This window comes from Pseudomonas sp. SG20056 (assembly GCF_031764535.1).
Lineage (GTDB): Bacteria > Pseudomonadota > Gammaproteobacteria > Pseudomonadales > Pseudomonadaceae > Aquipseudomonas.
This window is the reverse complement of record NZ_CP134499.1, coordinates 4,150,616-4,172,223: the sequence shown is the minus strand read 5'-3', so window position 1 is coordinate 4,172,223 and position 21,608 is coordinate 4,150,616. Positions and strand designations below refer to the sequence as shown.

At 63.2% G+C, this 21,608-nt stretch carries 18 protein-coding genes; 11 read left to right on the top strand and 7 right to left on the bottom strand.

The features are described 5' to 3' along the window. Positions 1-41: 41 nt before the first annotated feature. On the bottom strand, positions 42-941 hold the full coding sequence (locus RHP75_RS19690; RefSeq protein ID WP_090250359.1) for a LysR family transcriptional regulator: 900 nt from the start codon (positions 939-941) through the stop codon (positions 42-44). Between the two features lie 120 nt (positions 942-1,061). On the opposite strand from RHP75_RS19690, the gene RHP75_RS19685 reads away from it, so the two are divergent. The 4 genes from RHP75_RS19685 to RHP75_RS19670 all read left to right on the top strand — a co-directional run bounded on the left by RHP75_RS19685 (position 1,062) and on the right by RHP75_RS19670 (position 5,794). Then, positions 1,062-2,300 carry a 3-hydroxyacyl-CoA dehydrogenase NAD-binding domain-containing protein gene (locus RHP75_RS19685; protein WP_311089682.1) on the top strand — a complete coding sequence of 413 codons (1,239 nt, stop codon included), beginning with the start codon at positions 1,062-1,064 and terminating at the stop codon, positions 2,298-2,300. Next, positions 2,297-4,087: an acyl-CoA dehydrogenase C-terminal domain-containing protein gene (locus RHP75_RS19680; protein WP_311089681.1), complete on the top strand. Its 1,791-nt coding sequence runs from the start codon at positions 2,297-2,299 to the stop codon at positions 4,085-4,087. The genes RHP75_RS19685 and RHP75_RS19680 overlap by 4 nt, the downstream gene beginning before the upstream one ends. A 71-nt stretch (positions 4,088-4,158) precedes the next feature. Continuing rightward, positions 4,159-5,322: an iron-containing alcohol dehydrogenase gene (locus RHP75_RS19675; protein ID WP_311089680.1), complete on the top strand. Its 1,164-nt coding sequence runs from the start codon at positions 4,159-4,161 to the stop codon at positions 5,320-5,322. A 28-nt stretch (positions 5,323-5,350) separates the two neighbouring features. Beyond that, entirely contained in the window at positions 5,351-5,794 is a 444-nt protein-coding gene (locus tag RHP75_RS19670; protein ID WP_311089679.1) for a thioesterase family protein, read from the top strand. A 99-nt stretch (positions 5,795-5,893) separates the two neighbouring features. Here the strand turns inward: RHP75_RS19670 and RHP75_RS19665 are convergent, their stop codons facing one another. From RHP75_RS19665 to RHP75_RS19650, 4 genes are all read right to left on the bottom strand, one after another. Continuing rightward, a complete protein-coding gene (locus RHP75_RS19665) occupies positions 5,894-6,319 on the bottom strand; it encodes a glycine zipper domain-containing protein (RefSeq protein ID WP_311089678.1) in 426 nt (141 codons plus the stop codon). Between the two features lie 144 nt (positions 6,320-6,463). Next, complete coding sequence (locus RHP75_RS19660) at positions 6,464-8,785, bottom strand: FdhF/YdeP family oxidoreductase (protein ID WP_311089677.1); 2,322 nt, start codon at positions 8,783-8,785, stop codon at positions 6,464-6,466. Beyond that, the gene (gene fdhD, locus RHP75_RS19655) at positions 8,782-9,624 is read right to left on the bottom strand and encodes a formate dehydrogenase accessory sulfurtransferase FdhD (RefSeq protein ID WP_311089676.1); all 843 of its coding nucleotides are present in this window, start codon (positions 9,622-9,624) and stop codon (positions 8,782-8,784) included. The genes RHP75_RS19660 and fdhD overlap by 4 nt, the downstream gene beginning before the upstream one ends. Before the next feature lie 120 nt (positions 9,625-9,744). Next, on the bottom strand, positions 9,745-10,638 hold the full coding sequence (locus RHP75_RS19650) for a LysR family transcriptional regulator (protein WP_311089675.1): 894 nt from the start codon (positions 10,636-10,638) through the stop codon (positions 9,745-9,747). A gap of 192 nt (positions 10,639-10,830) precedes the next feature. Between RHP75_RS19650 and lysM the strand changes: the two genes are divergently transcribed. After that, the gene (lysM, locus tag RHP75_RS19645; RefSeq protein ID WP_311089674.1) at positions 10,831-11,268 is read left to right on the top strand and encodes a peptidoglycan-binding protein LysM; all 438 of its coding nucleotides are present in this window, start codon (positions 10,831-10,833) and stop codon (positions 11,266-11,268) included. A 62-nt stretch (positions 11,269-11,330) separates the two neighbouring features. Here the strand turns inward: lysM and yrfG are convergent, their stop codons facing one another. Continuing rightward, positions 11,331-12,005, bottom strand: coding sequence for a GMP/IMP nucleotidase (gene yrfG / locus RHP75_RS19640; RefSeq protein WP_311089673.1), 675 nt, complete (start codon positions 12,003-12,005; stop codon positions 11,331-11,333). 133 nt (positions 12,006-12,138) lie between these two features. Between yrfG and nudE the strand changes: the two genes are divergently transcribed. Both nudE and cysQ read left to right on the top strand, forming a co-directional pair. Further along, positions 12,139-12,705, top strand: a complete 567-nt coding sequence (nudE, locus tag RHP75_RS19635; protein WP_311089672.1) for an ADP compounds hydrolase NudE — start codon at positions 12,139-12,141, stop codon at positions 12,703-12,705. Beyond that, positions 12,702-13,523 carry a 3'(2'),5'-bisphosphate nucleotidase CysQ gene (cysQ, locus tag RHP75_RS19630; protein ID WP_311089671.1) on the top strand — a complete coding sequence of 274 codons (822 nt, stop codon included), beginning with the start codon at positions 12,702-12,704 and terminating at the stop codon, positions 13,521-13,523. Before nudE ends, cysQ begins: the two co-directional genes overlap by 4 nt. 48 nt (positions 13,524-13,571) lie before the next feature. On the opposite strand, the gene RHP75_RS19625 is transcribed toward cysQ, so the two are convergent. Then, the gene (locus RHP75_RS19625) at positions 13,572-15,482 is read right to left on the bottom strand and encodes a beta-ketoacyl synthase (RefSeq protein ID WP_311089670.1); all 1,911 of its coding nucleotides are present in this window, start codon (positions 15,480-15,482) and stop codon (positions 13,572-13,574) included. A gap of 242 nt (positions 15,483-15,724) precedes the next feature. Between RHP75_RS19625 and RHP75_RS19620 the strand changes: the two genes are divergently transcribed. The 4 genes from RHP75_RS19620 to gcvT all read left to right on the top strand — a co-directional run bounded on the left by RHP75_RS19620 (position 15,725) and on the right by gcvT (position 21,478). Further along, positions 15,725-17,374, top strand: a complete 1,650-nt coding sequence (locus RHP75_RS19620; RefSeq protein WP_311089669.1) for an acyl-CoA synthetase — start codon at positions 15,725-15,727, stop codon at positions 17,372-17,374. Between the two features lie 110 nt (positions 17,375-17,484). Beyond that, a complete protein-coding gene (locus tag RHP75_RS19615; protein ID WP_311089668.1) occupies positions 17,485-18,486 on the top strand; it encodes an extracellular solute-binding protein in 1,002 nt (333 codons plus the stop codon). A 122-nt stretch (positions 18,487-18,608) separates the two neighbouring features. Next, the gene (locus RHP75_RS19610) at positions 18,609-20,225 is read left to right on the top strand and encodes an iron ABC transporter permease (RefSeq protein WP_311089667.1); all 1,617 of its coding nucleotides are present in this window, start codon (positions 18,609-18,611) and stop codon (positions 20,223-20,225) included. A 170-nt stretch (positions 20,226-20,395) separates the two neighbouring features. After that, positions 20,396-21,478: a glycine cleavage system aminomethyltransferase GcvT gene (gcvT, locus tag RHP75_RS19605; protein WP_311089666.1), complete on the top strand. Its 1,083-nt coding sequence runs from the start codon at positions 20,396-20,398 to the stop codon at positions 21,476-21,478. Positions 21,479-21,608 lie beyond the last annotated feature (130 nt).

Below are 21,608 nucleotides of genomic sequence, written 5' to 3'. Positions count from 1 at the left end.
TAGCCGTCAGTATAGGAAGGCTTTGCCCGACTGCCGGATGATCAGCGCTGATCGATCTGCTGGATCTGTTCAATCAGCCAATGCAGCGCCGGGTCACGTTGGCGTTGGGCCAGGCTGACGATTTCCAGGTGAAACGGGCCGAGGGCGAACGGCAGCTCGAACAGTTGCAGCGGCAGCAGGCGGGCAAAGTGGCGCGCCAGTTGGGTCGGCAGTACGGCAGCCAGTTCGCTGCTGGCGACGATATGCGCGGCCTGCAGGTAGTTGGGCGTGGTGTAGCGAATCTCCCTGCACAGGCCCTGTTCGCCCAGCCATTGGTCGACCATGCCGCGCGTCTGTCCGCCGTGTACCCACAGGTGGCGCAGCTGCAGAAAGGTCGGCAGGTCCATCGGTTGGTTGCCCAGCGGATGGTCGCGGCGCAGCGCCAGTTGCAGCGTTTCGCTCATCCAGTGTTGGCGGGCAAAGCGTGCAGGGATGTCCTCGAAACGCCCCAGCACCAGGTCCAGCTCGCCCTTGTCCAACGCTTCGGCCGGCAGGCTGGGGCTCAGGTGGCGGATGTCGATGCGCATGCCGGGGGCTTGCTGGCTGAGTTGTTCAAGCAGGCGCGGCATGCAGATCAGCTCAACATAGTCGGTGACGGCGATGCTGAAGTGCTGGCGGCTGCTGGCCGGATCGAACACGTCGCCGGCACTGAGACTCTGTTCCAGTTGCTGCAGGGCCGCGCGGATCGGCGTTTCCAGCGCTTGGGCGCGCGGCGTGGGCTGCATGCTGCGGCCCACCCGCACCAGCAGCGGGTCATCGAGCAGTTCGCGCAGGCGATTCAGTGCGTTGCTCACCGCCGGCTGGCTCAGGGCCAGGCGCTCGGCCGCGCGGGAAACGTTCTGCTCACGCATCAGCGCATCGAATACGCGCAGCAGGTTGAGATCGAAGGTAGAGAAATTCATATGCTGAATACGACTTATCACAAGACTAAATTTCAAAAATAGTAGCGCCTTGCTTAAGGTGGCTGGCGAATTTTCTTTGCAGCACAGGCATTTCATTCAGCACCAATCAGAGGAGTGGGCATGAGCAAGGCATTCGAGGTTCGACAGGCCGCCGTGATCGGCGCGGGCACCATGGGTCGCGGTATCGTCATGAGCCTGGCCAACGCCGGCATTCAGGTGCTGTGGCTGGACAACAACCCGCAGATGCTCGAGCAGGCCATGCAGGTGGTGGCCGAGACCAATGCCCACAACCTCAAGCTGGGGCGGATCAGCGCCGAGCAATCGGCCGCGCGCCTCGCCTGCGTCACCCCGGTGGGCGACTACGCCGCGCTGGCGGATGCCGATCTGGTGATCGAAGCGGTGTACGAGAACCTTGAACTCAAGCAGCAGATCTTCCGTACGCTGGATGCCACCCTGAAGCCCGGTGCTATCCTCGCCAGCAACACCTCGGCGCTAGATATCGACGCGATTGCCGCCGTGACCAAACGCCCGCAGGACGTGCTCGGCCTGCACTTCTTCAGCCCGGCGCACATCATGAAGTTGCTGGAAATCGTGCGTGGCGCCAAAACCGCGCCGGCGGTATTGGACGTGGCACTGGCCCTTGGTCAGCGTATCGGCAAGGTCAGCGTGGTGGCGGGTAACTGCGACGGTTTTATCGGCAACCGCATGCTGCACACCTATGTCCGCGAGGCGCGCATGCTGCTGCTCGAAGGGGCTTATCCGCATCAGGTTGACGCCGCGTTGCAGGGCTTTGGTTTCGCCATGGGCCCGTTCCGCATGTATGACGTGGTCGGCATCGACCTGGAATGGCGCGCCCGCGAGCTGGCCGGCAAGGGCCAGGATGATCCGGCGGTGCAGGTGGATAACCGCCTGTGCGGCCTTGGTCGGTTCGGCCAGAAGGCGCGCATGGGTTATTACCGCTACGCCGAAGGCAGTCGCCAGGCCGAGCACGATCCTGAAGTGGATGCGCTGGTGCTGCAGGTATCCGAGCAGCTGGGCTTCACGCGCCGCGACATTGACCCGTCGGAGATTCTCGAGCGCTGCCTGCTTGCGCTGGTTAACGAGGGCGCAAAAATCCTCGAAGAGAACATCGCCGCCAACAGCCACGACATCGATCTGGTCTACCTAAACGGCTACGGCTTCCCCGCCGACAAAGGCGGGCCGATGAGCTGGGCGGATAGCCAGGGTGTGGCGGCGATTCATGACCGTTTGAAGGCGCTGCAGGCGGCGTTCGGTGAGCACTGGCTGCCGGCGCGCCTGATTGAAAAACTGGCCAGCAACGGCCAGCGCTTTGCTGACGTGCAGGAGGGCCGGGTATGAGTTATCAGGCTCCGCTGCGCGATATGCGCTTTGTGCTGCACGAACTGTTCGATATCAGTGGCCACTGTGAGCTGCTCGGCAACGGCCTTGACCGCGAGCTGATCGACGGCGTGCTGGAGGAGGGCGCACGTTACGCCGCCGAGGTGGTGGCGCCGCTCAATCGCAACAGCGACGAGCAGGGCTGCCAGCTGAGTGATGGCCAGGTGCGCACGCCGGACGGCTTTGCTGAGGCTTATCAGCAATATGTCGATAACGGCTGGGCGAGTATGACCGGGCCGAGCGAATACGGCGGTCAGGCGCTGCCACAGATGCTTGCGTGCAACTTTCACGAGATGCTGATGGGCGCCTCGCTGTCATTCCGGGTGTATTCCGGGCTCACCGAAGGCGCGGTGCTGGCGCTGTACAAGCACGGCAGCGAGTCGCTGAAAGACACCTACCTGCACAAACTGGTCAGTGGCCAATGGGCCGGCACCATGTGCCTCACCGAACCGCAGGCCGGCACCGACCTGGCCCTGCTGCGCACCAAGGCCGAGCCGCAAGCCGACGGCAGCTTCAAGGTCAGCGGCAGCAAGATCTTTATCAGTGGCGGTGAGCAGGACCTCTCGGAAAACATCATTCATCTGGTGCTCGCGCGTCTGCCGGATGCGCCAGCCGGGGTGAAGGGCATCAGCCTGCTGCTGGTGCCGAAATTTATCGCCGCCGCCGATGGCACGCCGGGCGCGCGCAACGCGCTGTCCTGCGGTGCCATCGAGCACAAGATGGGTATCAAGGGCGCGTCCACCTGCGTGATGAACTTTGACGGCGCCACCGGCTGGCTGATCGGTGAAGCCAACCAGGGCCTGGCCTGCATGTTCACCATGATGAACGACGCGCGCTTTCAGGTCGGTTTGCAGGGCTTAGGCATCGGCGAGGCGGCCTTTCAGGGCGCACTGCGCTATGCCCGCGAGCGCCTGCAGTCGCGCGCGCTGAGCGGGCCGGCTGAGCCGGGCAAGGCGGCCGATCCGATTATTGTGCACCCCGATGTGCGGCGCATGCTGCTGACGCAGAAGAGCCTGGTCGAAGGCAGCCGCATGCTCGCTGTCTACTGCGCGCGTCAGCTTGATCTGGAGCACGCTCACCCGGACGCCAAGGCACGCAAGGCCGCCGGCAAGCGCGCGGCGCTGCTGATCCCGATCGTCAAAGCCTTCTTTACCGATATGGGCCAGGAAGTCGCCAGCCATGCAGTGCAGGTGTACGGCGGCCACGGCTTTATCCGCGAGTGGGGCATTGAGCAGCTGATGCGCGACAGCCGTATTACCCAGTTGTATGAGGGCACCAACGGCATTCAGGCGCTGGACTATATCCGCCGCAAGGTGCTCGGTGACGGCGGTGCGGAATTGTCGGCGCTGCAGGCCGAGTTCAGCGCGCTGTGCGACGCTCAGGTTGGCCGCCCGGCGCTGGCCGCGCTGGCTCAAACGGTGCAGGCGCGTCTGGGCGAGTGGCGCGAGTTGAGCAGCGCAGTGATTGCGGCCAGTCAGCGCGATGTGCAGGAGATCGGCGCGGTTTCGGTGGATTTTCTCCAGTATTCAGCCTATGTGCTGCTGGCCGGTTTTTGGCTGCAGGCGGCGGCGCGGGCGCAGGATGCCCTGGAGGCGGGCAATGGCGAAGCGGCGTTCTACCAGGCCAAGTTGCAGTCGGCCGACTTCTACCTGCGCCGGGTGTTGCCTCGGGCCAGCGCTCATCGCGAGTCCCTGCTGGGCGGTGCCGACTGCCTGATGGCCATGGATGAGGCGAGTTTCGCCTTCTGAGCGAAGCGCGTAGCGTGGGTGCACGCCACGCTGCGGCGCGAGCCAATCATTACAACAAGAGGATCACTCCCATGCTGCCCTTTAGCTTTGCCACCACGGCGCAGATTTTGTGCGAGATCGGTGCATCCCTGCGTCTGGCCGAGCTGTGCCGCGAGCGCGGCGCGCAACGGGTGCTGATCGTCACCGATCCGGGCATCAGCAAGCTCGGCCTGCTGGCGGACGTGCTCCCAGGCTTTGCTCGCACCGAGCTGACCGTTGAGGTATTCGATCAGGTGGTCGCCGACCCGCCCGAGTCCATTCTGTTGGCAGCGGTCGAGCAGGCCCGCGCGCTCAAGGCGCAACTGATCGTCGGCTTTGGCGGCGGCAGTTCGATGGACGTGGCCAAGCTGGTGGCGCTGCTGGCGCATCCCGATTGTGGCCAGGAACTGGCGCAGGTTTACGGCGTCGGTAATGCCCGGGGTCAGCGTTTGCCGCTAATTCTGGTGCCGACCACCGCCGGTACCGGTTCGGAAGTCACGCAGATTTCCATCATCACCACTGGCGAAACCACCAAGATGGGCGTGGTCTCGCCGCTGCTGCTGCCGGACCTGGCGCTGCTCGATGCTGAGCTGACACTCGGCCTGCCGCCAGCGGTGACCGCTGCCACCGGAATCGACGCCATGGTGCATGCTATTGAGGCCTACACCAGCGCGCTGAAAAAGAACCCGCTGTCCGACCTGCTGGCCCGCGAAGCGTTGCGTCTGCTGGCGGCCAACTTGGATGAAGTGGTTCACAACGGCGGCAACCGCGAGGCGCGTCAGGCCATGTTGCTGGGTTCCTGTCTGGCCGGTCAGGCGTTTGCCAATGCGCCGGTGGCGGCAGTGCATGCGCTGGCTTATCCGCTGGGCGGGCATTTCCATATTCCCCACGGATTGAGTAACGCCTTGGTGCTGCCGCATGTGCTGGGCTTCAACGGCAATGCGGCCGCGCCGTTGTATGCCGAGCTGGCGCCGCTGGTGCTGGGCGATCAGCTAAGGGCCGGCAGTGTTTTGCAGCAGACCGAGCAGTTGATCGGCGCGCTGGCCGATTTCAGCGTGCGCAGCGGCCTACCCACGCGCCTGCGTGATGCCGGTGTGCCGCAAGACATGCTGCCGACCCTGGCCCGCGACGCCATGCAGCAACAGCGCCTGCTGGTGAACAACCCACGGGAAATGACCGAGGCCCATGCCCTGGCCATCTACCAGGTGGCCTATTAAGCCGCCTCGCCAACCTCAAGGACTTCCGATGAGCCAACCCCAACACCTGCGCGGCGATTACCGACATTTCCAGCCGATCACCACGCGCTGGCATGACAACGACGTCTACGGTCACGTCAACAACGTCACCTACTACAGCTTCTTCGACAGTGCGGTGAACACCTACCTGATCGACGTCGGCGGCCTGGATATCCATCACGGCGAGGTGGTCGGTTTTGTGGTCAGCTCCAGCTGCGACTACTTCGCTTCCATCGCCTTCCCCGAACGCATCGAGATCGGCCTGCGCGTCGGCAAGCTGGGCAATAGCTCGGTGCAGTACGAGCTGGCCGTGTTCAAGGCCGATGAAGATGAAGCCTGCGCGGCCGGACGTTTTGTGCATGTCTTCGTCGACCGCAGCAGCAACCGCCCGACGAGCATTCCCGAGAACCTGCGGGCGGCGCTGACGGTGCTATTGATGGAACCGTCTGCATAGCTGCGCTTGAACTGCGCGCCGCCAGGCTGGTGTCGCGGCTAAGGCGCTTACCACACACACACAAAAAGCCGCTGTTAGGCGGCTTTTTGCTGTCAGCACTCAGTGGTGTTTGTGCTTTTTATGCTTCTTGTGTTTCTTGCCATGGTAATGGCCGCGATCACGTTCGCTGCCGCCTGCGTATTCATTAGCCAATGCGCCACCGGCCGCGCCGCCCAGGCCGGCGCCGATGGTTGAACCGGTGCTGCCGCCGACCTTGTTACCCAGTACCGAGCCACCGGCTGCGCCCAGGCCGCCGCCCAATGCGGCTTCGGTCTTGTTACCGTCGCGGGCGGTAATGACGCCACCTGCCGCGCCGCCCAGGCCTGCACCAATCGCCGCGCCGGTACTGCCACCGACCTGTTGACCGATTACGTTGCCCAGGGCACCACCAATACCGCCGCCGATGGCGACCTTGCCGGTATCGCCCGCCAGGGCCAGGGGCGAAGCCAGGGCGCTGAATACCAGCGCAGAAAATAATGTACGCATACGGCAGACCTTCTCGACTAAATGGGTGTGCGGAGCTAGGCCTTTGTTTCTAAAGGATGATTTGTCCGCGCACAGTCTTAGAGGGCGATTTGCCGAAAAATTCCCTGCCGCTGGTCGCCGCTGTGATCGCCGCCACAGATTCGCTTAAAGAATGCGCGCAGCGGCCTGATGGGCCTGCAAGCGGATGGCTACGTACTTCGAGGTCGGAGTAAAGCTGCCCGCACCAAAACTCTGCAACGGCACCAGCGGGTTGGCCTCTGGGTAATAAGCGGCGGCCTGGCCGGCGGGGATGTCGAAAGCCAGCAGGGTAAAGCCCTCGACCTTGCGCTCAATGCCGTCATCCCAGATGGACTGGATATCGACCTGCTGCCCCGGCTGAAAGCCCAGGCGCAGAATGTCCGCCTCATTGACGAACAGTACCTGGCGCTGGCCCTTGACCCCACGGTAGCGGTCATCCAGGCCATAGATGGTGGTGTTGTACTGGTCGTGAGAGCGCAGCGTCTGCAGGATCAGATCCGGCGTTTGCCCGCTGCTGCGCACTTGCGGCGGCAGCAGGTCGGCGGGCAGCGGGTTGGCCTTGAAGTTGGCTTTGTGGCTGGCGGTCAGCCAGCGCCGTTCGGCAGCGGCGTTGCCCAGGTAGAAGCCGCCGGGATGTTGCAGGCGTTGGTTGAAATCGCTGAAACCGGGAATGGTCTCGGCAATCAGTTCGCGGATGCGCCGGTAATCGGCAATCAGCGCGTCCCAGTCCGCCGGATGGTTACCCAGGGTGGCCTTGGCGATACCGGCGATGATCGCCGGCTCCGAACGCATCTGCGCCGACAGCGGTTCGAGCTGGCCGTAAGAGGCGTGGATCATGCTGAACGAGTCTTCCACGGTCACCGCCTGCGGGCCGCCGGCCTGCTGGTCGATATCGGTGCGGCCCAGGCACGGCAGAATCAGCGCGTCGGCTCCGGTGGTCAGGTGGCTGCGGTTGAGCTTGGTGCTGATCTGCACGGTCAGCGCGCAGCGGCTTAGCGCGGCATGGCTGCGCGGGCTGTCCGGAGTGGCCTGGGCAAAGTTGCCGCCCAGGCCGATAAACACCTTGGCCTGACCGTCGAGCATGGCGTTGATCGCCTCGACGGTGTTGTGGCCCTGCGCGCGCGGCACTTGGAAGTTAAAGCGTTGCTCCAGCGCATCGAGAAAAGCCGCCGACGGGCGCTCATTGATGCCCATGGTGCGATCGCCCTGCACGTTGCTGTGGCCGCGCACTGGGCACAGGCCGGCGCCGGGGCGGCCGAGGTTGCCGCGCAGCAGTTGCAGATTGACGATCTCCTGAATGGTTGCCACCGAGTTGTGGTGCTGGGTGATGCCCATGGCCCAGCAGATGATCACCCGCTCGGCACGGCGGTAGAGCAGGGCGGCGTGTTGCAACTCGTCCAGACTCAGGCCGGATTGCTCGACCAGCGACTCCCAGCTGCTGGCGTCCAGCAGCGCTAGATAGTCGTCCACGCCGTGGGTGTGTTCCGCGATAAAGGCCAGGTCGAACACCGCCGGTTCGCCCTGGGCCAGCGCTTCGCGGTGCCACTGCAACAGAAACTTGGCCATGCCGCGCAGGGCTGCCAGATCACCGCCCAACGCCGGGCGGAAGAACGCGGTGTTGAGCGGTTCGGAGCCGTTGCTGAGCATCTCCAACGCATGTTGCGGGTGCTGAAAACGCTCCAGACCGCACTCCTTCAGCGGGTTAAAGCACACCACTTGGGCGCCGCGTTTAACCGCCTCGCGCAGCGGTTCAAGCATGCGCGGGTGGTTGGTGCCGGGGTTCTGCCCGAGCACGAAGATCGCATCGCTGTGCTCGAAGTCGGCGAAGGTCACACTGCCCTTGCCGACGCCCACGCTCTGGCCGAGGGCCACGCCGCTGGCTTCGTGGCACATGTTCGAGCAGTCGGGAAAGTTGTTGCTGCCAAAGGCGCGGACGAACAGCTGATACAGGTAGGCCGCCTCGTTACTGGCGCGGCCGGAGGTGTAGAACTCGGCCTGATTGGGGCTTTCCAGTGCCTTTAAACGCTCGGCGATCAGAGCGAAGGCGGCGTCCCAGCTGATCGGTTGGTAGTGATCGCTGACAGCGTCATAACGCATCGGTTCGGTCAGGCGGCCCTGGTATTCAAGCCAGTAATCGCTTTGTTCACGCAGTTGGCTGACGCTGTAACGGGCGAAGAAAGCCGCGTCCACCCGGCGTTTGGTGGCTTCCCAGTTAACCGCCTTGGCGCCGTTCTCGCAGAACTTGATCCGCCCGTCTTCCGGCGAATCACCCCAGGCGCAGCCGGGGCAGTCGAAACCGCCGTGCTGGTTGGTCTTGAGCAGGGCGCGCAGGTTCTTGAACGGCTGCTTACTGTCCAGCCAGAAGTGCGTCACGCTGCGCAGCGCTCCCCAGCCGGCGGCTGCGCCCTTGTACGGTTGATAGCGCGGATTGATCGGTTGCAGGCTCATGGCTGGGCGACTCCGGATGCGGCCGGGCTGTAGACCCGTGGCGCGCTGTGCTGGGGCAGATGGATCAGGTTGAGGTTGTGCTGGCGTGCCCACTGCACGCTCAGGGTGGTCGGCGCAGACAGGCTGACCAAGGTGCCGATGCCGGCGCGCAGGGCCTTGTGGATCAGCTCCAGGCTGCAGCGACTGGTGACCACGGCAAAGCCCTGGCGCGGGTCGTCATCTGCGCGATGCAAGGCGCCGAGCAGCTTGTCGAGGGCGTTATGCCGGCCGATGTCTTCGCGGCACAGGCGGATCTGCCCCTGTTCATCAACAAACAGCGCGGCATGCACAGCGCCGCTGTGGCGGGCCATCGTTTGTACGGCCTGAATTCGCGTACGCAGGCCTTGCAGGTGGGCGGCTGCTGGCAGGGGACCGGGCGTGAGGCTGGGCAGTTGCGGCAGGGCTTGTTCCAGCGCTTCGACCCCGCACAGGCCGCAACCGCTGTTGCCGGCCAGGGTGCGGCGCTGCTGCTTGAGCGCCCAGAAGGCGCGGTTGCTGACCTGCACCTCGGCGCTGATGGCGCTGTCGTGCTGCTGCAGGCGGATATCGTAGATCTCATCGAAGCTATCGATCAGGCCGGCGCTCAGGCTGAATCCGTAGATAAAGTCTTCAAGGTCGCTGGGCGAGACCATCATCACGCTGTGGCTGATGCCGTTGTAACTGATCGCCAGGGCGGTTTCGTTGGCCAGCGCGGCAGCGCCATCCTGCTGTGCGTCCGCCAGTTCGACATAGCTGTAGGTGGGCGCCGGTAGCAGCACCGGGGCGTTATCTTTGAGGGTGGCAGGGGCGTGGCGTGGCATGAGCAGGCTTCCCGGCGACGTGGTTTCTTCGCCAGCCTAGGCCGCTCTGCCGAGGGCGTCTAATCGCTGTTGCCGATCTATTGATCGATGCGGTCTATCAAGGTCTCAAGTCCGGGCCTTTCAGCCCGCAGCCGTGGCCAGCAGCTTGTGCGCTTCGGCAAAGCAGGCCTCGGCCAGGGCCGAGCGCGGCGCGCTGCGGCGCAGGATCAGGCCCAGCGGGGCGAGGGTGTGGGCGTCTTCGATGGGCGTTAGCGCCAGGTGCTCGGTGAACTCGGCCAGGCCGCCGTTGAGCGGCATGATCGCGCAGCACAACCCGGCACTGACCGCTTGCAGCAGTTGATGCACAGCATCGGTTTCCAGCCGTGGGTTGGGCGTCAGGCCACGGGAGCGGAAGCTGTGGTCGATGGATTGGCGAAAATGCATGCCGGCCGAGAGCAGGCCCAGCGGCAGGTCGATCAGGCTTTCCCAGCGTAGCGCCGGACGGGTGAACTGGAAATGCCGGCGGTCATACAGCAGGCCCATGCGCGTTTCCGCCAGCTCCAGGCTGTCGAAATGCTCCGGGTTGAGGCGGTCGAGATAGGACAGGCCGAGGTCGAGCTGATTACGCCCCAGGCGTTCGAGAATCTCCTCGCTGCTCAGGGCAAACAACTGAAAGCGCAGCCCGGCATGCTGCTCAGCAAAGAACTGCACCAGACGCATCGGATCAAAGCCGGCCAGCGGCACCACGCCCAGTCGCAGGGTGCCGACCAACTGGCCACGGCAGGCGGCCGCTTCCGCATACAGGCCATCGTGCGCGGCCATCAGGCTGCGCGCCCAGGCCAGAATGCGCTCACCCTCGGCACTGAAACCCTCGAAACGCTGGCCGCGTCGAACCAGCTCAAGGCCCAGCTCGTCTTCCAGCTGACGCAGGCGCATCGACAGGGTTGGCTGGGTGATATGGCAGCGCGCGGCGGCCTGGCCGAAGTGGCGGGTTTCATCCAGGGCGATGAGGAACTTCAGCTGTTTGATATCCACGATGAATCCTTCAACGCCCTGAGTTTTTCCGATTCTAGCAGGACGTGAAACGCTTCCTGGCGCTGAATACGGCCTAGGGCGCGGCCTGCAGCGACAGTGCTGGGCCTGGCACCTTTGTCACGAATCAGGGTCTAGACTTCTGGCTCCGGGCGGCGTGCCCGGCCACTTTCCAAGGAATCAAGAGGAAGCCTTATGAGTCTGTTTGCCTTTGTTAAAGAAGCCGGGACCAAACTCTGGGAGTCGCTGGTCGGCCAGGAGGCCCAGGCGGCCGAATCACTGACCGCGCATGTGGCCAAGGTGGGCTTGGGGAATCCGAATATCCAGGTCAGCGTCGAGGGCGATAAAGTCATCGCCCGAGGCGAGGTGGCCAGTCAGGAAGAGAAGGAGAAAATTCTGCTGGCCCTGGGTAACGTCGCTGGCGTGGCCGAAGTGGAAGACCATATCAGTGTAACTACGCCGGCCCCGGCGGCACGTTTTGTCACGGTGAAGAAGGGCGACACCCTGAGCGCGATTGCCAAGGCCGAATACGGCAACGCCAATGCCTACCCGAAAATCTTTGAAGCCAATAAGCCGATGCTCAGCCACCCGGACAAGATCTATCCGGGCCAGGTGCTGCGTATTCCCGAGTAGGTGACACTTATGGGAGGCGCTTCAGTGGCGACCGTCGCGGCTAAAGCCCCTCCCACACATCATCAGTCGCTCCCGTTAAGGTCGCGCAGCAATTCCCGATAATCCTCCACCGCAGCAAACTCCTCGGTGTCCTTCGGTCCCGCCTGGCTATCGGGCTGGCGCACGGCGAGCAGGTGGCCGACGCCGAAGCGTCCGGCACTGCGCAGGATTGGCAGGCTGTCGTCGATAAACAGGCTGCGCGCCGGCTCGAAGTTGATGTCTTGCTGCAGGGCGTGCCAGAACTGCTGGTCTTCCTTGGGGAAGCCATAGTCGTGGGAGCTGATCAGCCGGTCGAAATAAGGCGCCAGCTCGATGCGTTCCAGCTTCAACGACAGCGAATCGCGGTGCGCGTTGGTGATCAGCACCACCTGTTTGCCGGCGGTGCGCAGGGCCTGAATAAAGGTGTCGGCGTCCGGGCGCAGGGCGATCAGGTGCGCCACTTCGCGCTTGAGATCGCGGATCGACAGGTTCAGCTCGCGGCTCCAGAAATCCGTGCAGTACCAGTTGAGGGTGCCGGCGTGCTCGCGAAACAGCGGCAGCAGCTCGGCCTCGGCCAGCGCGCGGCTGACGCCATGCAGCTCGGCATAGCGCTGCGGCAGGTGCTGCAGCCAGAAGTGGTTGTCGAAGTGCAGGTCGAGCAGGGTGCCGTCCATATCCAGCAGGACGGTGTCGATGGCGTTCCAGGGCAAGGCAGGCATGCGCAGTTCTTCTGGTAGATGCGCAGGCGGTCGCGATTTGCGCCGTGGGCGTCGTGATCGCGCAATCTCCTACGCAGATAATAGGAAAAGCCGCGCTATGATAACCCGCTATGTCCTGCCCAGGAGCCGCCCCATGCGTCAGAAACCCACCGTACTCGCTCGCGAAATTGTCGCCAGCAGCCGCCTGTTCCGCGTTGAGGAGCTGCAGCTGCGCTTCAGCAATGGCGTGGAGCGCACCTATGAGCGACTGGTGGGCAAGGGCGCAGGTTATGGCGCGGTGATGGTGGTGGCGATGGTCGATGCCGAGCACGCCCTGCTGGTCGAGGAATACTGCGGCGGCACCGATGACTATCAGTTGTCGCTGCCCAAAGGGCTGATCGAACCCGGTGAGGACGTGTTGGTGGCGGCCAACCGTGAGCTGAAGGAAGAAGCCGGCTTCGGTGCGCGTCAGCTGGAGCTGCTTGCCGAATTGAGCCTGTCGCCAGGTTATATGAGCCAGAAAATCCAGGTGGTGCTGGCTTCGGACCTCTATGAAGAACGCCTGCCCGGCGATGAGCCGGAGCCGATGCGCGTCGATCAGACCAGTCTGCGCGAGCTATCGAGCCTGATTCAGCACCCGCAATTCACCGAAGGTCGCGCCCTGGCGGCGCTGTACCTGGCCCGCGATGTACTGACTCAGCGTGGGATCTTTAAGCCATGAGCCATCCGCTGATTCCCGCTGTGATTGAACTGGTGCGTCAGGCTGGCGTGGCGACGCTGCCGCATTGGCGCGCCGATGTGACGGTCAATGAAAAAGCTGACGCCTCGCCGGTGACTGCGGCCGATCTGGCTGCGCACCATATTCTTAATGACGGCCTGCTGGCCCTTGCCGCAGATATTCCGGTGCTTTCCGAAGAGGCGGCGGATATTGCCCTGAGCGAGCGCGGGCAGTGGAGCCGCTGGTGGCTGGTCGACCCGCTGGATGGCACCAAGGAATTTATCGCCGGCTCCGAAGAGTTCACCGTCAACGTCGCGCTGATCGAGCAGGGCCGCGTGGTATTCGGCGTGGTCGGCATTCCGGCCACCGGTCAGTGCTATTACGGCGGTGCCGGTCTTGGGGCTTGGCGCGCCGATGCGGCGGGTAAGGTTGAGCCGATTCGTGTGCGTTTGGCCCCGCAAGAGGCCTTTACCCTGGTGGCTAGCCGTCGCCATTCCAGCCCGGCGCAGGAAGCGTTGTTGACCGGGTTGAGCGAGCGCTTTGGTGATCTGCAACTGGCCAATGTCGGCAGCTCGCTGAAATTCTGCCAGCTTGCTGAAGGCAACGCCGATTGTTACCCGCGCCTGGCGCCAACCTCGCAGTGGGACACCGCAGCGGCACAGGGTGTTTTAGAAGGGGCGGGCGGTGAAGTGCTGACGCTTAAGGGCGAGGCGCTGACCTATGAAGCGCGTGAGTCGTTGCTCAATCCGTATTTTCTGGCGCTGCCAGCGGCCGCTGCCTGGCGCGCCGAGCTGATCCAGCTGGCCCGCGCGCTGGATTAAGCCAAGGCCGTAGGATGGGTTAGCCGCAGGCCAACCCATCACTGATGCTCAGTCGAGCATATCGCCGTAGCGTTCGTCCTTTTTGAACAGCAGCGGCTGGGCGAAGCCCGGCACCTTGATCTGCTCGGCGCTGATCTCGATCTGCTTATCGTCGATCAGGTCGTTGCCGAAGTTATAGATAATCCCCAAATCCCCCAGCAGCGCCTGCGCGTCGTAGGCCTGAGCGGCGTTGCGGGTGACTTCGCGGCGCTGCAGGTAGGCAGCAAAGGCCGCTTCGCCGTGGCGCTTGCGCAGCATACGTTCGGCTACATGCGGCGCCAGCAGCAGGGCGCTGGCGTTGTTGCCGCCAAAACCCTTGGAGTTGATAAAGCAGACGTCGAGCTGCTCGGGCGTGCGGGTGCGGTCGCTGGTGGCGAAGCTCAGATGCTGCTGGTGCACGTCTTCAGCCACCGCATCGATGGTCTTGATGCCGGGGATGATGCCGTACTTGAAGCTGCCCAGGGCTGAGATCACCTGGTCGCCACTGGCGGTGGCCAGGGAGTGGCCGACAAAGGCCTTGACCGCCGTCACCGGCCATTGCTCGATGGCGAAGGCTGAGGCCACGCGGTCGAGGATTTCCGATTCGGTCACCCGGTTGGCCGGGGTGCTGGAGCCGTGGGCATGCACAAAGCTGCGCTCACGCACCGCGTCGATGCCCAGCAGTTGCACGGCGCTGGCCACGGCTTTGGCCACTGTCAGGTAGTTGCCGGGGCCGGGTGCGGAAATGGATTTCTTGAAACCGTCGGCGTTGATAAACACATCCGGCACCGCGCCATGAATATCGGCGCCCAGCTCCAGAGCCAGTTCATCATCCATCAGCACCACAAACTGGCAGGCCTCGGCCAGGGTAAAGCCACAGTTTTCGCCAAACGGGCGGCTGGCGCGGCGGAAGTCGACCGAGTCCTTGCCTTCGATCTGGCGCAGGCCGTCTTCGGTGGCCAGCGCGCCCATGGCGCCGTAACCCTCGATGCATTCCTGATTGATCGGCGCTTCACTGCTGCCAATGATGACTACCCGCGCTTTGCCATTGGCAATCTGTTCGATGCCCTTCTGCAGGTTATAGAGGAAGGTGGCGCAGGCGCCGGTGATGGCGCCGGTGGTGCCGACGCTGCCCAGCACGTAGGCGTTGATAAAGTCCGCCGACATGGTGTTGAGGCCCAGGGCAAGTTGCTTGGCGGTGACGCGGCCGCCCTTGAGGCGCGACTGCATCAGGCCGCCGAAGCCGTTTTCGTCGAGCTGGCTCATGATGCAACTGGAGAACACCGCGACTTCGTCCGGGGCCACGTGCTGCATGATGGTTTGCCAATCGATGCCGGTGGCGCGTAGCGCGTCGGTGACGCCGGCGATGGTCATAGCCAGACCGCGCGGGTGGAAGCGCGCGTTGTACAGCTCGCTCGGTTCGAAGCCTGTGGGCAGCTGGCCGGCGGATTTCACCGGCAGGGCGCGGTAGCTGTCGACCTTGAATTCGCAGTTGTCGTGCAGGGTCACCAGCACTTCGCTGGCGTTCAACTCGTCCACCGTCCAGTCGGATGGCAGCGGCTCGGGCAGGTGCTTGCGCAGGGTGATAAAGCTTAGCGGCTGACCGGCGGTGGCGCTGATATCGATGGTCTTCTGCCAGTGCGCCGCGTCGACATCCAGGTGCTGCTTCTCGATCCGCCGCACCAGGGTCGAGGCAAGAATCTGCTCGGCGAAGCGGCTGTCGATCTCGGCCAGGCTCAGGGTGTTGCCGGGGTCATCCTGATAGTGGCCATCAACCACCTTGACCAGTTTCATCATCACCGCCAGGCCGGCAAGGGTCTGCTGGCGCGCAGGCGTGTCCATGGACTCGATCACGGTGCGGCGGAAACCATGGTGGAAGGAGCTGCGCCCAGCCGCGTTATAGCCACCAAAACCAACGATCACAGGTAAGCGTGAGGTCACTCGATAACTCCTTGAAAAGATAACGCCAGACAAACCGAGATAAGGCTATGGAGGCTTGTCACGCAGTCTGGAACGCTCTGCGGCGGTTATTGCGCCGCGATCAAGCGCCCAGCATGGCTGTTCGGATGCCTATGCTGACGTGATTGCTGACTTGCGAGTCACGGTTTCGACCAAGGTCGCGCATCGCAAAAACCTTACGGCTGCTATGGTCTCTGCGCACAACGCCCAGCTGGAGAACAACAATGCACAGCGTCAATCCCTACGAATACGGCATGCCCCGTGATGCGGCAAATTTTCAGGCGCTCAGCCCGCTGAGCTTTCTTGAGCGCGCCGCCAGCGTCTACCCGCAGCGCCTGGCGCTGATTAACGGCAGCCTGCGGCAGACCTGGGGCGAAACCTATAGCCGCAGTATTCGTTTGGCCTCGGCCTTGGCTCAGCGCGGCATCGGTTTGGGCGATACCGTGGCAGTGATCGCGCCCAACGGTCCGGCGATGTTCGAGGCGCATTTTGGCGTGCCGATGTGTGGCGCGGTGCTGAATGCCATCAACACCCGTCTGGATGCCGAAGCCATCGCCTTTATCCTGCAGCACGGCGAAGCCAAGGTGCTGCTGGTGGACAAGGAGTTCGGCGAGCTGGCCCAGCGCGTGGTCGGCCACTTGCCACAGCCGCCGTTGGTGATTGGCATCGATGATGCGGAATATGCAGAGGGTATGCTGATTGGTCAGCTGGAGTACGAGGCGCTGTTGGCCGAAGGCGACCCGGACTATGCCTGGCAGCTGCCGGCGGATGAGTGGCAGGCGATCTCCCTCAATTACACCTCCGGCACCACCGGCAACCCCAAAGGCGTGGTCTACCACCACCGCGGCGCACACCTGAATGCCCTGTCCAACGCCATGTGCTGGGACATGAGCCGCTTCCCGGTGTACCTGTGGACGCTGCCGATGTTCCACTGCAATGGCTGGTGCTTCCCTTGGGCGCTGGCCGCCTATGTCGGCGTCAATGTGTGCCTGCGCCATGTACGCGCCGAGGCCATCTACCCGGCGATTGCCGAACATGGCGTCGACCATTTCTGCGGCGCGCCTATCGTGCTGAATATGCTGGCTAATGCCGATGACGCGCTGAAAGTCCTGAAAACCCGTCCAGTGAAAGTGCTCACCGCCGGCGCCGCACCACCCGCAGCGGTAATCGAGGCCATGGAAGCCCTGGAGTTTCGCGTGACCCACGTATACGGCCTGACCGAAACCTACGGCCCCAGCGTGGCCTGCGAATGGAAAAGCGAGTGGGATAGCGAAAGCCCGGAACAGCGTGCGCGCCTGAAATCCCGCCAGGGCGTGCGAGCGCCGCTGCTCGACGGCCTGATGGTGGCCGACCCGGACACCCTGCAACCGGTGCCAAAAGACGGTCAGACCATCGGCGAAATCATGATGCGCGGCAACGTGGTGATGAAAGGCTATTTGAAGAACCCCTCAGCCACCGCCGAGGCCTTTGCCGGTGGCTGGTTCCACTCCGGCGATCTGGCGGTGTGGCACGCTGACGGCTATGTCGAGATCAAGGATCGCAGCAAGGACATCATCATTTCCGGCGGCGAGAACATCTCCTCCATCGAGGTGGAAGACGTGCTATATCGCCATCCGCTTATCTTGGAAGCCGCTGTGGTGGCCATGGCCCATGCCAAATGGGGCGAAACGCCGTGCGCCTTTGTCACCCTCAAACCGGGTGCCGAGTTGACGGCCGAGGAAGTAATCGTCTTCTGTCAGCAGCGCATGGCGCGCTTCAAGGTACCGGGCTGTGTGGTGTTTACCAGCCTGCCGAAAACCAGCACCGGCAAGGTACAGAAGTTTGTCCTGCGTGAGCAGGCCAAGCAGTTAGCCGCGCAGCAGGCGGTGGCATAGGTGGATTGAAGGCACTTGTTACAGGTTTAAATAGATAACGAGTTGAGAACCTAAATGCCATTCACTACTATTTGGCACCTTAACTCGTCTATACCAAGAGGCATTACACCATGCAGGTAAGCAAAGGCTTGTTCGCCGCACTCTCACTCACTGCGCTCGCCAGCACAGCGCAGGCCGCCGATGAAGTGGTGGTGTATTCCTCGCGTATCGACGAGCTGATCAAGCCAGTATTCGACGCCTACACCGCCAAAACTGGGGTCAAGGTCAAGTTCATCACTGACAAGGAAGCGCCGCTGATCGCGCGTCTGAAGGCTGAAGGCGCCAATACCCCGGCTGACCTGCTGATCACCGTCGACGCCGGCAACCTCTGGCAAGCCGAGCAGGAAGGCGTGCTGCAGCCGACCAAATCTGAGCTGATCAACGCCAATATCCCGGCTCAGTATCGCTCCAGCACTGACAGCTGGACTGGCCTGTCGCTGCGTGCGCGGACCATCTTCTACTCCACCGAGCGGGTTAAACCGAGCGAGCTGAGCACCTACGAAGCCCTGGCTGACAAGAACTGGGAAGGCCGCCTGTGTCTGCGTACCAGCAAGAAGGTCTACAACCAGTCGCTGACCGCCACCCTGATCGAAACCCATGGCGCGGCCAAAACTGAAGAAATCGTCAAGGGTTGGGTCAACAACCTGGCGACTGACGTATTTGCCGATGACACCGCGCTGCTGCAAGCCATCGACGCAGGCCAGTGCGACGTTGGCATCACCAATACCTACTATTACGGCCGCCTGCACCAGCAGCAGCCTGATCTGAAAGTGAAGCCGTACTGGCCGAACCAGAACGACCGTGGCGTGCACGTCAACCTGGCCGGTGCCGGTGTGACCAAGTACGCGCCAAACGCCGAAGCCGCCCGCAAGCTGCTGGAATGGATGACCACCGAAGAAGCGCAGACCATCTTCGCCGGCGTTAACCAAGAGTTCCCGGCCAACCCGTCGGTTGCACCGTCCAAGGAAGTCGCCGCGTGGGGTACCTTCAAGGCTGACTCGATCGCCACCGAAGTAGCTGGTAAGCGCCAGGCTGAAGCGACCATGTTGATGGATCGCGCTGGCTGGAACTAAGCCAGGGCTAAGCCGGCAGTTGGAAAAGCCGTCACGGTTTTCCACCCTGCAACGCGCTGGCTTTATACTGCCGACGCCCCGCCCTTGCGGGGCGTTGTCTTTTCCGCTGTAGAGGACTCTGCGTGGCCCATCCTGCCCAGCGCCGCTGGTACCCCATCGCCTTTGCCGTTGCCTTGCTGGTGCTGCTGCCGCTGAGCGTGCTGATGTTTAGCTGGCACGAGGTCGACCAGCAGATCTGGGCGCACCTGTGGCAAACCCAGTTGCCGCGTCTGCTCGGCAATACCCTGGTGTTGGTCCTGGGGGTGGGCGTGGGTGTGACGCTGCTTGGCGTGAGCCTGGCCTGGCTCACCAGCCTCTGTGAGTTTCCCGGTCGGCGCTGGCTGGACTGGGCGCTGATGCTGCCATTTGCCATTCCCGCCTATGTGCTGGCGTTCGTGTTTGTCGGCCTGCTGGATTTTGCCGGCCCGCTGCAGACCCTGCTGCGCGAGTGGTTCGGCAGTGACGTGCGCTTTCCCCGGGTGCGTTCCACCGGCGGGGTGATCATCGTGCTGGTGCTGGTGTTTTACCCCTACGTCTACCTGCTCGCGCGCAATGCCTTTCTGGCCCAGGGCAAGGGCTTGATGGAAGCGGCGCGAGTGCTTGGTCTGAGCCCCTGGCGAGCGTTCTGGCGCGTAGCCTTGCCGATGGCGCGCCCGGCGATTGGCGCCGGTCTGGCGCTGGCCATCATGGAAACTCTGGCGGATTTCGGCGCGGTCTCGGTGTTCAACTTCGACACCTTCACCACGGCCATCTACAAGACCTGGTACAGCTTTTACAGCCTGACCAGCGCCACGCAACTGGCCAGCCTACTGCTGCTGGCGGTGATGCTGGTGCTCTATGGCGAGCGTCGCGCCCGTGGTGCGGTGCGTCCGGTGAATGAGCGGGCACGCAGCAAGGCGTTGTATCACCTCAAGGGCGGCCAGGCGCTGGCTGCCAGCACCTGGTGCGGCCTGGTGTTCGCCTGCGGCTTTGTTATCCCGGTGCTGCAGCTGATTGTCTGGTTCTGGCAGCGCGGTCGTTTCGATCTGGATGAGCGCTACAGCGCCTTGATCCTGCACACCCTCTACCTGGGCGCGATGGCGGCGCTGATCACCGTCAGCGTGGCTTTGCTGTTGGCGTTCTCCCGGCGCTTGACCCCGACCCGTTTGATGCGCGGAACCGTCGGAGTGGCCAACCTCGGCTATGCCCTGCCGGGTTCGATGCTGGCGGTGGCGATTATGCTGGCCTTCAGTTATCTGGACCGTGAGCTGGTGATTCCGCTGTCTAGCTGGCTGGGCGGTGCGGGCAAGCCGATTCTGCTCGGCAGCCTGTCGGCGCTGCTGCTGGCCTATATGATCCGCTTTATGGCGGTGGCCTACGGGCCGCTGGAAAACAGCCTGGCGCGCATCCGCCCGTCCTTGCCGGAAGCGTCGCGCAGCCTGGGCGTCGGCGGTATCGGGCTGTTTTTCAAGGTCTACCTGCCCCTGCTGGTGCCGGGTGCGCTGTCGGCGGCGCTGCTGGTGTTCGTCGATGTGCTCAAGGAAATGCCTGCCACCCTGCTGATGCGCCCCTTTGGCTGGGACACGCTGTCGGTGCGGGTGTTTGAAATGACCAGTGAAGGCGAGTGGGCACGCGCTGCGCTGCCGGCCCTGACCCTGGTGCTGGTCGGTCTGCTGCCGGTGATTTTGCTTATCCGCCGTTCGGCGCGCCGTCACGGTTAGCCAAACGGGCCTGCGCGACAGGCTGCTACGTTGGGATGACCGCCCCCGGTGTTGCGGCTACAATGCGCGCCATTCGCAGCGGCCGATCATCTTGATAGCCCGTGCCAGTGCCCGATTGTGTGGGCTCAGCCGGGTTGCCGCTGCACTGCCCAGCCCGCAAGGAGACACTTATGGGACAGCGCACACCGCTCTATGACCTGCACCTCGCTCTGGGTGCCAAGATGGTCGACTTCGGCGGTTGGGACATGCCGTTGCACTATGGCTCGCAGGTCGAGGAGCACCATCAGGTGCGTCGCGACTGCGGGGTGTTCGATGTGTCGCACATGACCGTGGTGGATGTCAGTGGCAGCCAGGCCAAGGCCTATCTGCAACACCTGCTGGCCAATGACATCGAGCGCCTGCAAAGCATCGGTAAAGCCCTCTACAGCGGCATGCTCAATGAGCAGGGCGGGGTGGTGGATGATTTGATCGTCTACCTCACCGACTTTGGTTACCGCGTGGTGGTGAATGCCTCGACCCGCGACAAGGACCTGGCCTGGATGCGCCTGCAGAGCGTCGACTTTGACGTGCAGCTGCAAGAGCGCGCCGAGCTGGCGATGCTGGCCATTCAAGGCCCGCATGCGCGCAGCAAGACTGCCGAGCTGGTCAGCCAGTCGCGCGCCAACCTGATTCAGAGCCTCAAGCCGTTCGAAGGCCAGCCCGATGGCGAGTGGTTTATCGCCCGCACCGGTTACACCGGCGAAGACGGCCTGGAAATCATGCTGCCCGCCAGCGAAGTGGTGGCCTTCCTTAATGAGCTGGTCGGTGCCGGTATTTCCCCGATCGGTCTTGGCGCGCGCGATACCCTGCGCCTGGAAGCCGGGATGAACCTTTACGGCCAGGATATGGACGAAAGTGTGACCCCACTGGCCGCCAACATGGCCTGGACCATCGCCTGGGAGCCGGCCAGCCGTGGCTTTGTTGGTCGTGCCGCGCTGCAGAAGCAGAAGGCCGAAGGCGTTCCCTCTAAGCTGGTGGGCCTGGTGCTGGAAGAGCGCGGCGTGCTGCGTGCGCATCAGGTGGTGCGGGTTGAAGGAGTGGGCGAAGGTGAGATCACCAGTGGTAGCTTCTCGCCGACTCTGGGTAAATCCATTGCCCTGGCCCGTGTGCCGGCGGCTACCAACGAACGTGCCGAGGTAGAAATTCGCGGCAAGTGGTACCCGGTGCGGGTGGTCAAGCCGAGTTTTGTGCGTAACGGCAAGGCGCTTATCTAAGCCTTGAGTTAGCCATGGATGGTCGAGAGCGCCCGTTTTGGAGCGGCTCGCTAGGTTTTTAAAGACTTTCTTTCGGTATGGCCAAGGCCTGCTAAATTTCCATGACGGCGTGGTCGCCGTCATGTCAGAT

Bases quoted from the DNA above. Each gene is read 5' to 3' on its own strand.
- RHP75_RS19690 (WP_090250359.1), bottom strand. From the start codon at position 941: ATGAATTTCTCTACCTTCGATCTCAACCTGCTGCGCGTATTCGATGCG.
- RHP75_RS19685 (WP_311089682.1), top strand. From the start codon at position 1,062: ATGAGCAAGGCATTCGAGGTTCGACAGGCCGCCGTGATCGGCGCGGGC.
- RHP75_RS19680 (WP_311089681.1), top strand. From the start codon at position 2,297: ATGAGTTATCAGGCTCCGCTGCGCGATATGCGCTTTGTGCTGCACGAA.
- RHP75_RS19675 (WP_311089680.1), top strand. From the start codon at position 4,159: ATGCTGCCCTTTAGCTTTGCCACCACGGCGCAGATTTTGTGCGAGATC.
- RHP75_RS19670 (WP_311089679.1), top strand. From the start codon at position 5,351: ATGAGCCAACCCCAACACCTGCGCGGCGATTACCGACATTTCCAGCCG.
- RHP75_RS19665 (WP_311089678.1), bottom strand. From the start codon at position 6,319: ATGCGTACATTATTTTCTGCGCTGGTATTCAGCGCCCTGGCTTCGCCC.
- RHP75_RS19660 (WP_311089677.1), bottom strand. From the start codon at position 8,785: ATGAGCCTGCAACCGATCAATCCGCGCTATCAACCGTACAAGGGCGCA.
- fdhD (WP_311089676.1), bottom strand. From the start codon at position 9,624: ATGCCACGCCACGCCCCTGCCACCCTCAAAGATAACGCCCCGGTGCTG.
- lysM (WP_311089674.1), top strand. From the start codon at position 10,831: ATGAGTCTGTTTGCCTTTGTTAAAGAAGCCGGGACCAAACTCTGGGAG.
- yrfG (WP_311089673.1), bottom strand. From the start codon at position 12,005: ATGCCTGCCTTGCCCTGGAACGCCATCGACACCGTCCTGCTGGATATG.
- nudE (WP_311089672.1), top strand. From the start codon at position 12,139: ATGCGTCAGAAACCCACCGTACTCGCTCGCGAAATTGTCGCCAGCAGC.
- cysQ (WP_311089671.1), top strand. From the start codon at position 12,702: ATGAGCCATCCGCTGATTCCCGCTGTGATTGAACTGGTGCGTCAGGCT.
- RHP75_RS19620 (WP_311089669.1), top strand. From the start codon at position 15,725: ATGCACAGCGTCAATCCCTACGAATACGGCATGCCCCGTGATGCGGCA.
- RHP75_RS19615 (WP_311089668.1), top strand. From the start codon at position 17,485: ATGCAGGTAAGCAAAGGCTTGTTCGCCGCACTCTCACTCACTGCGCTC.
- gcvT (WP_311089666.1), top strand. From the start codon at position 20,396: ATGGGACAGCGCACACCGCTCTATGACCTGCACCTCGCTCTGGGTGCC.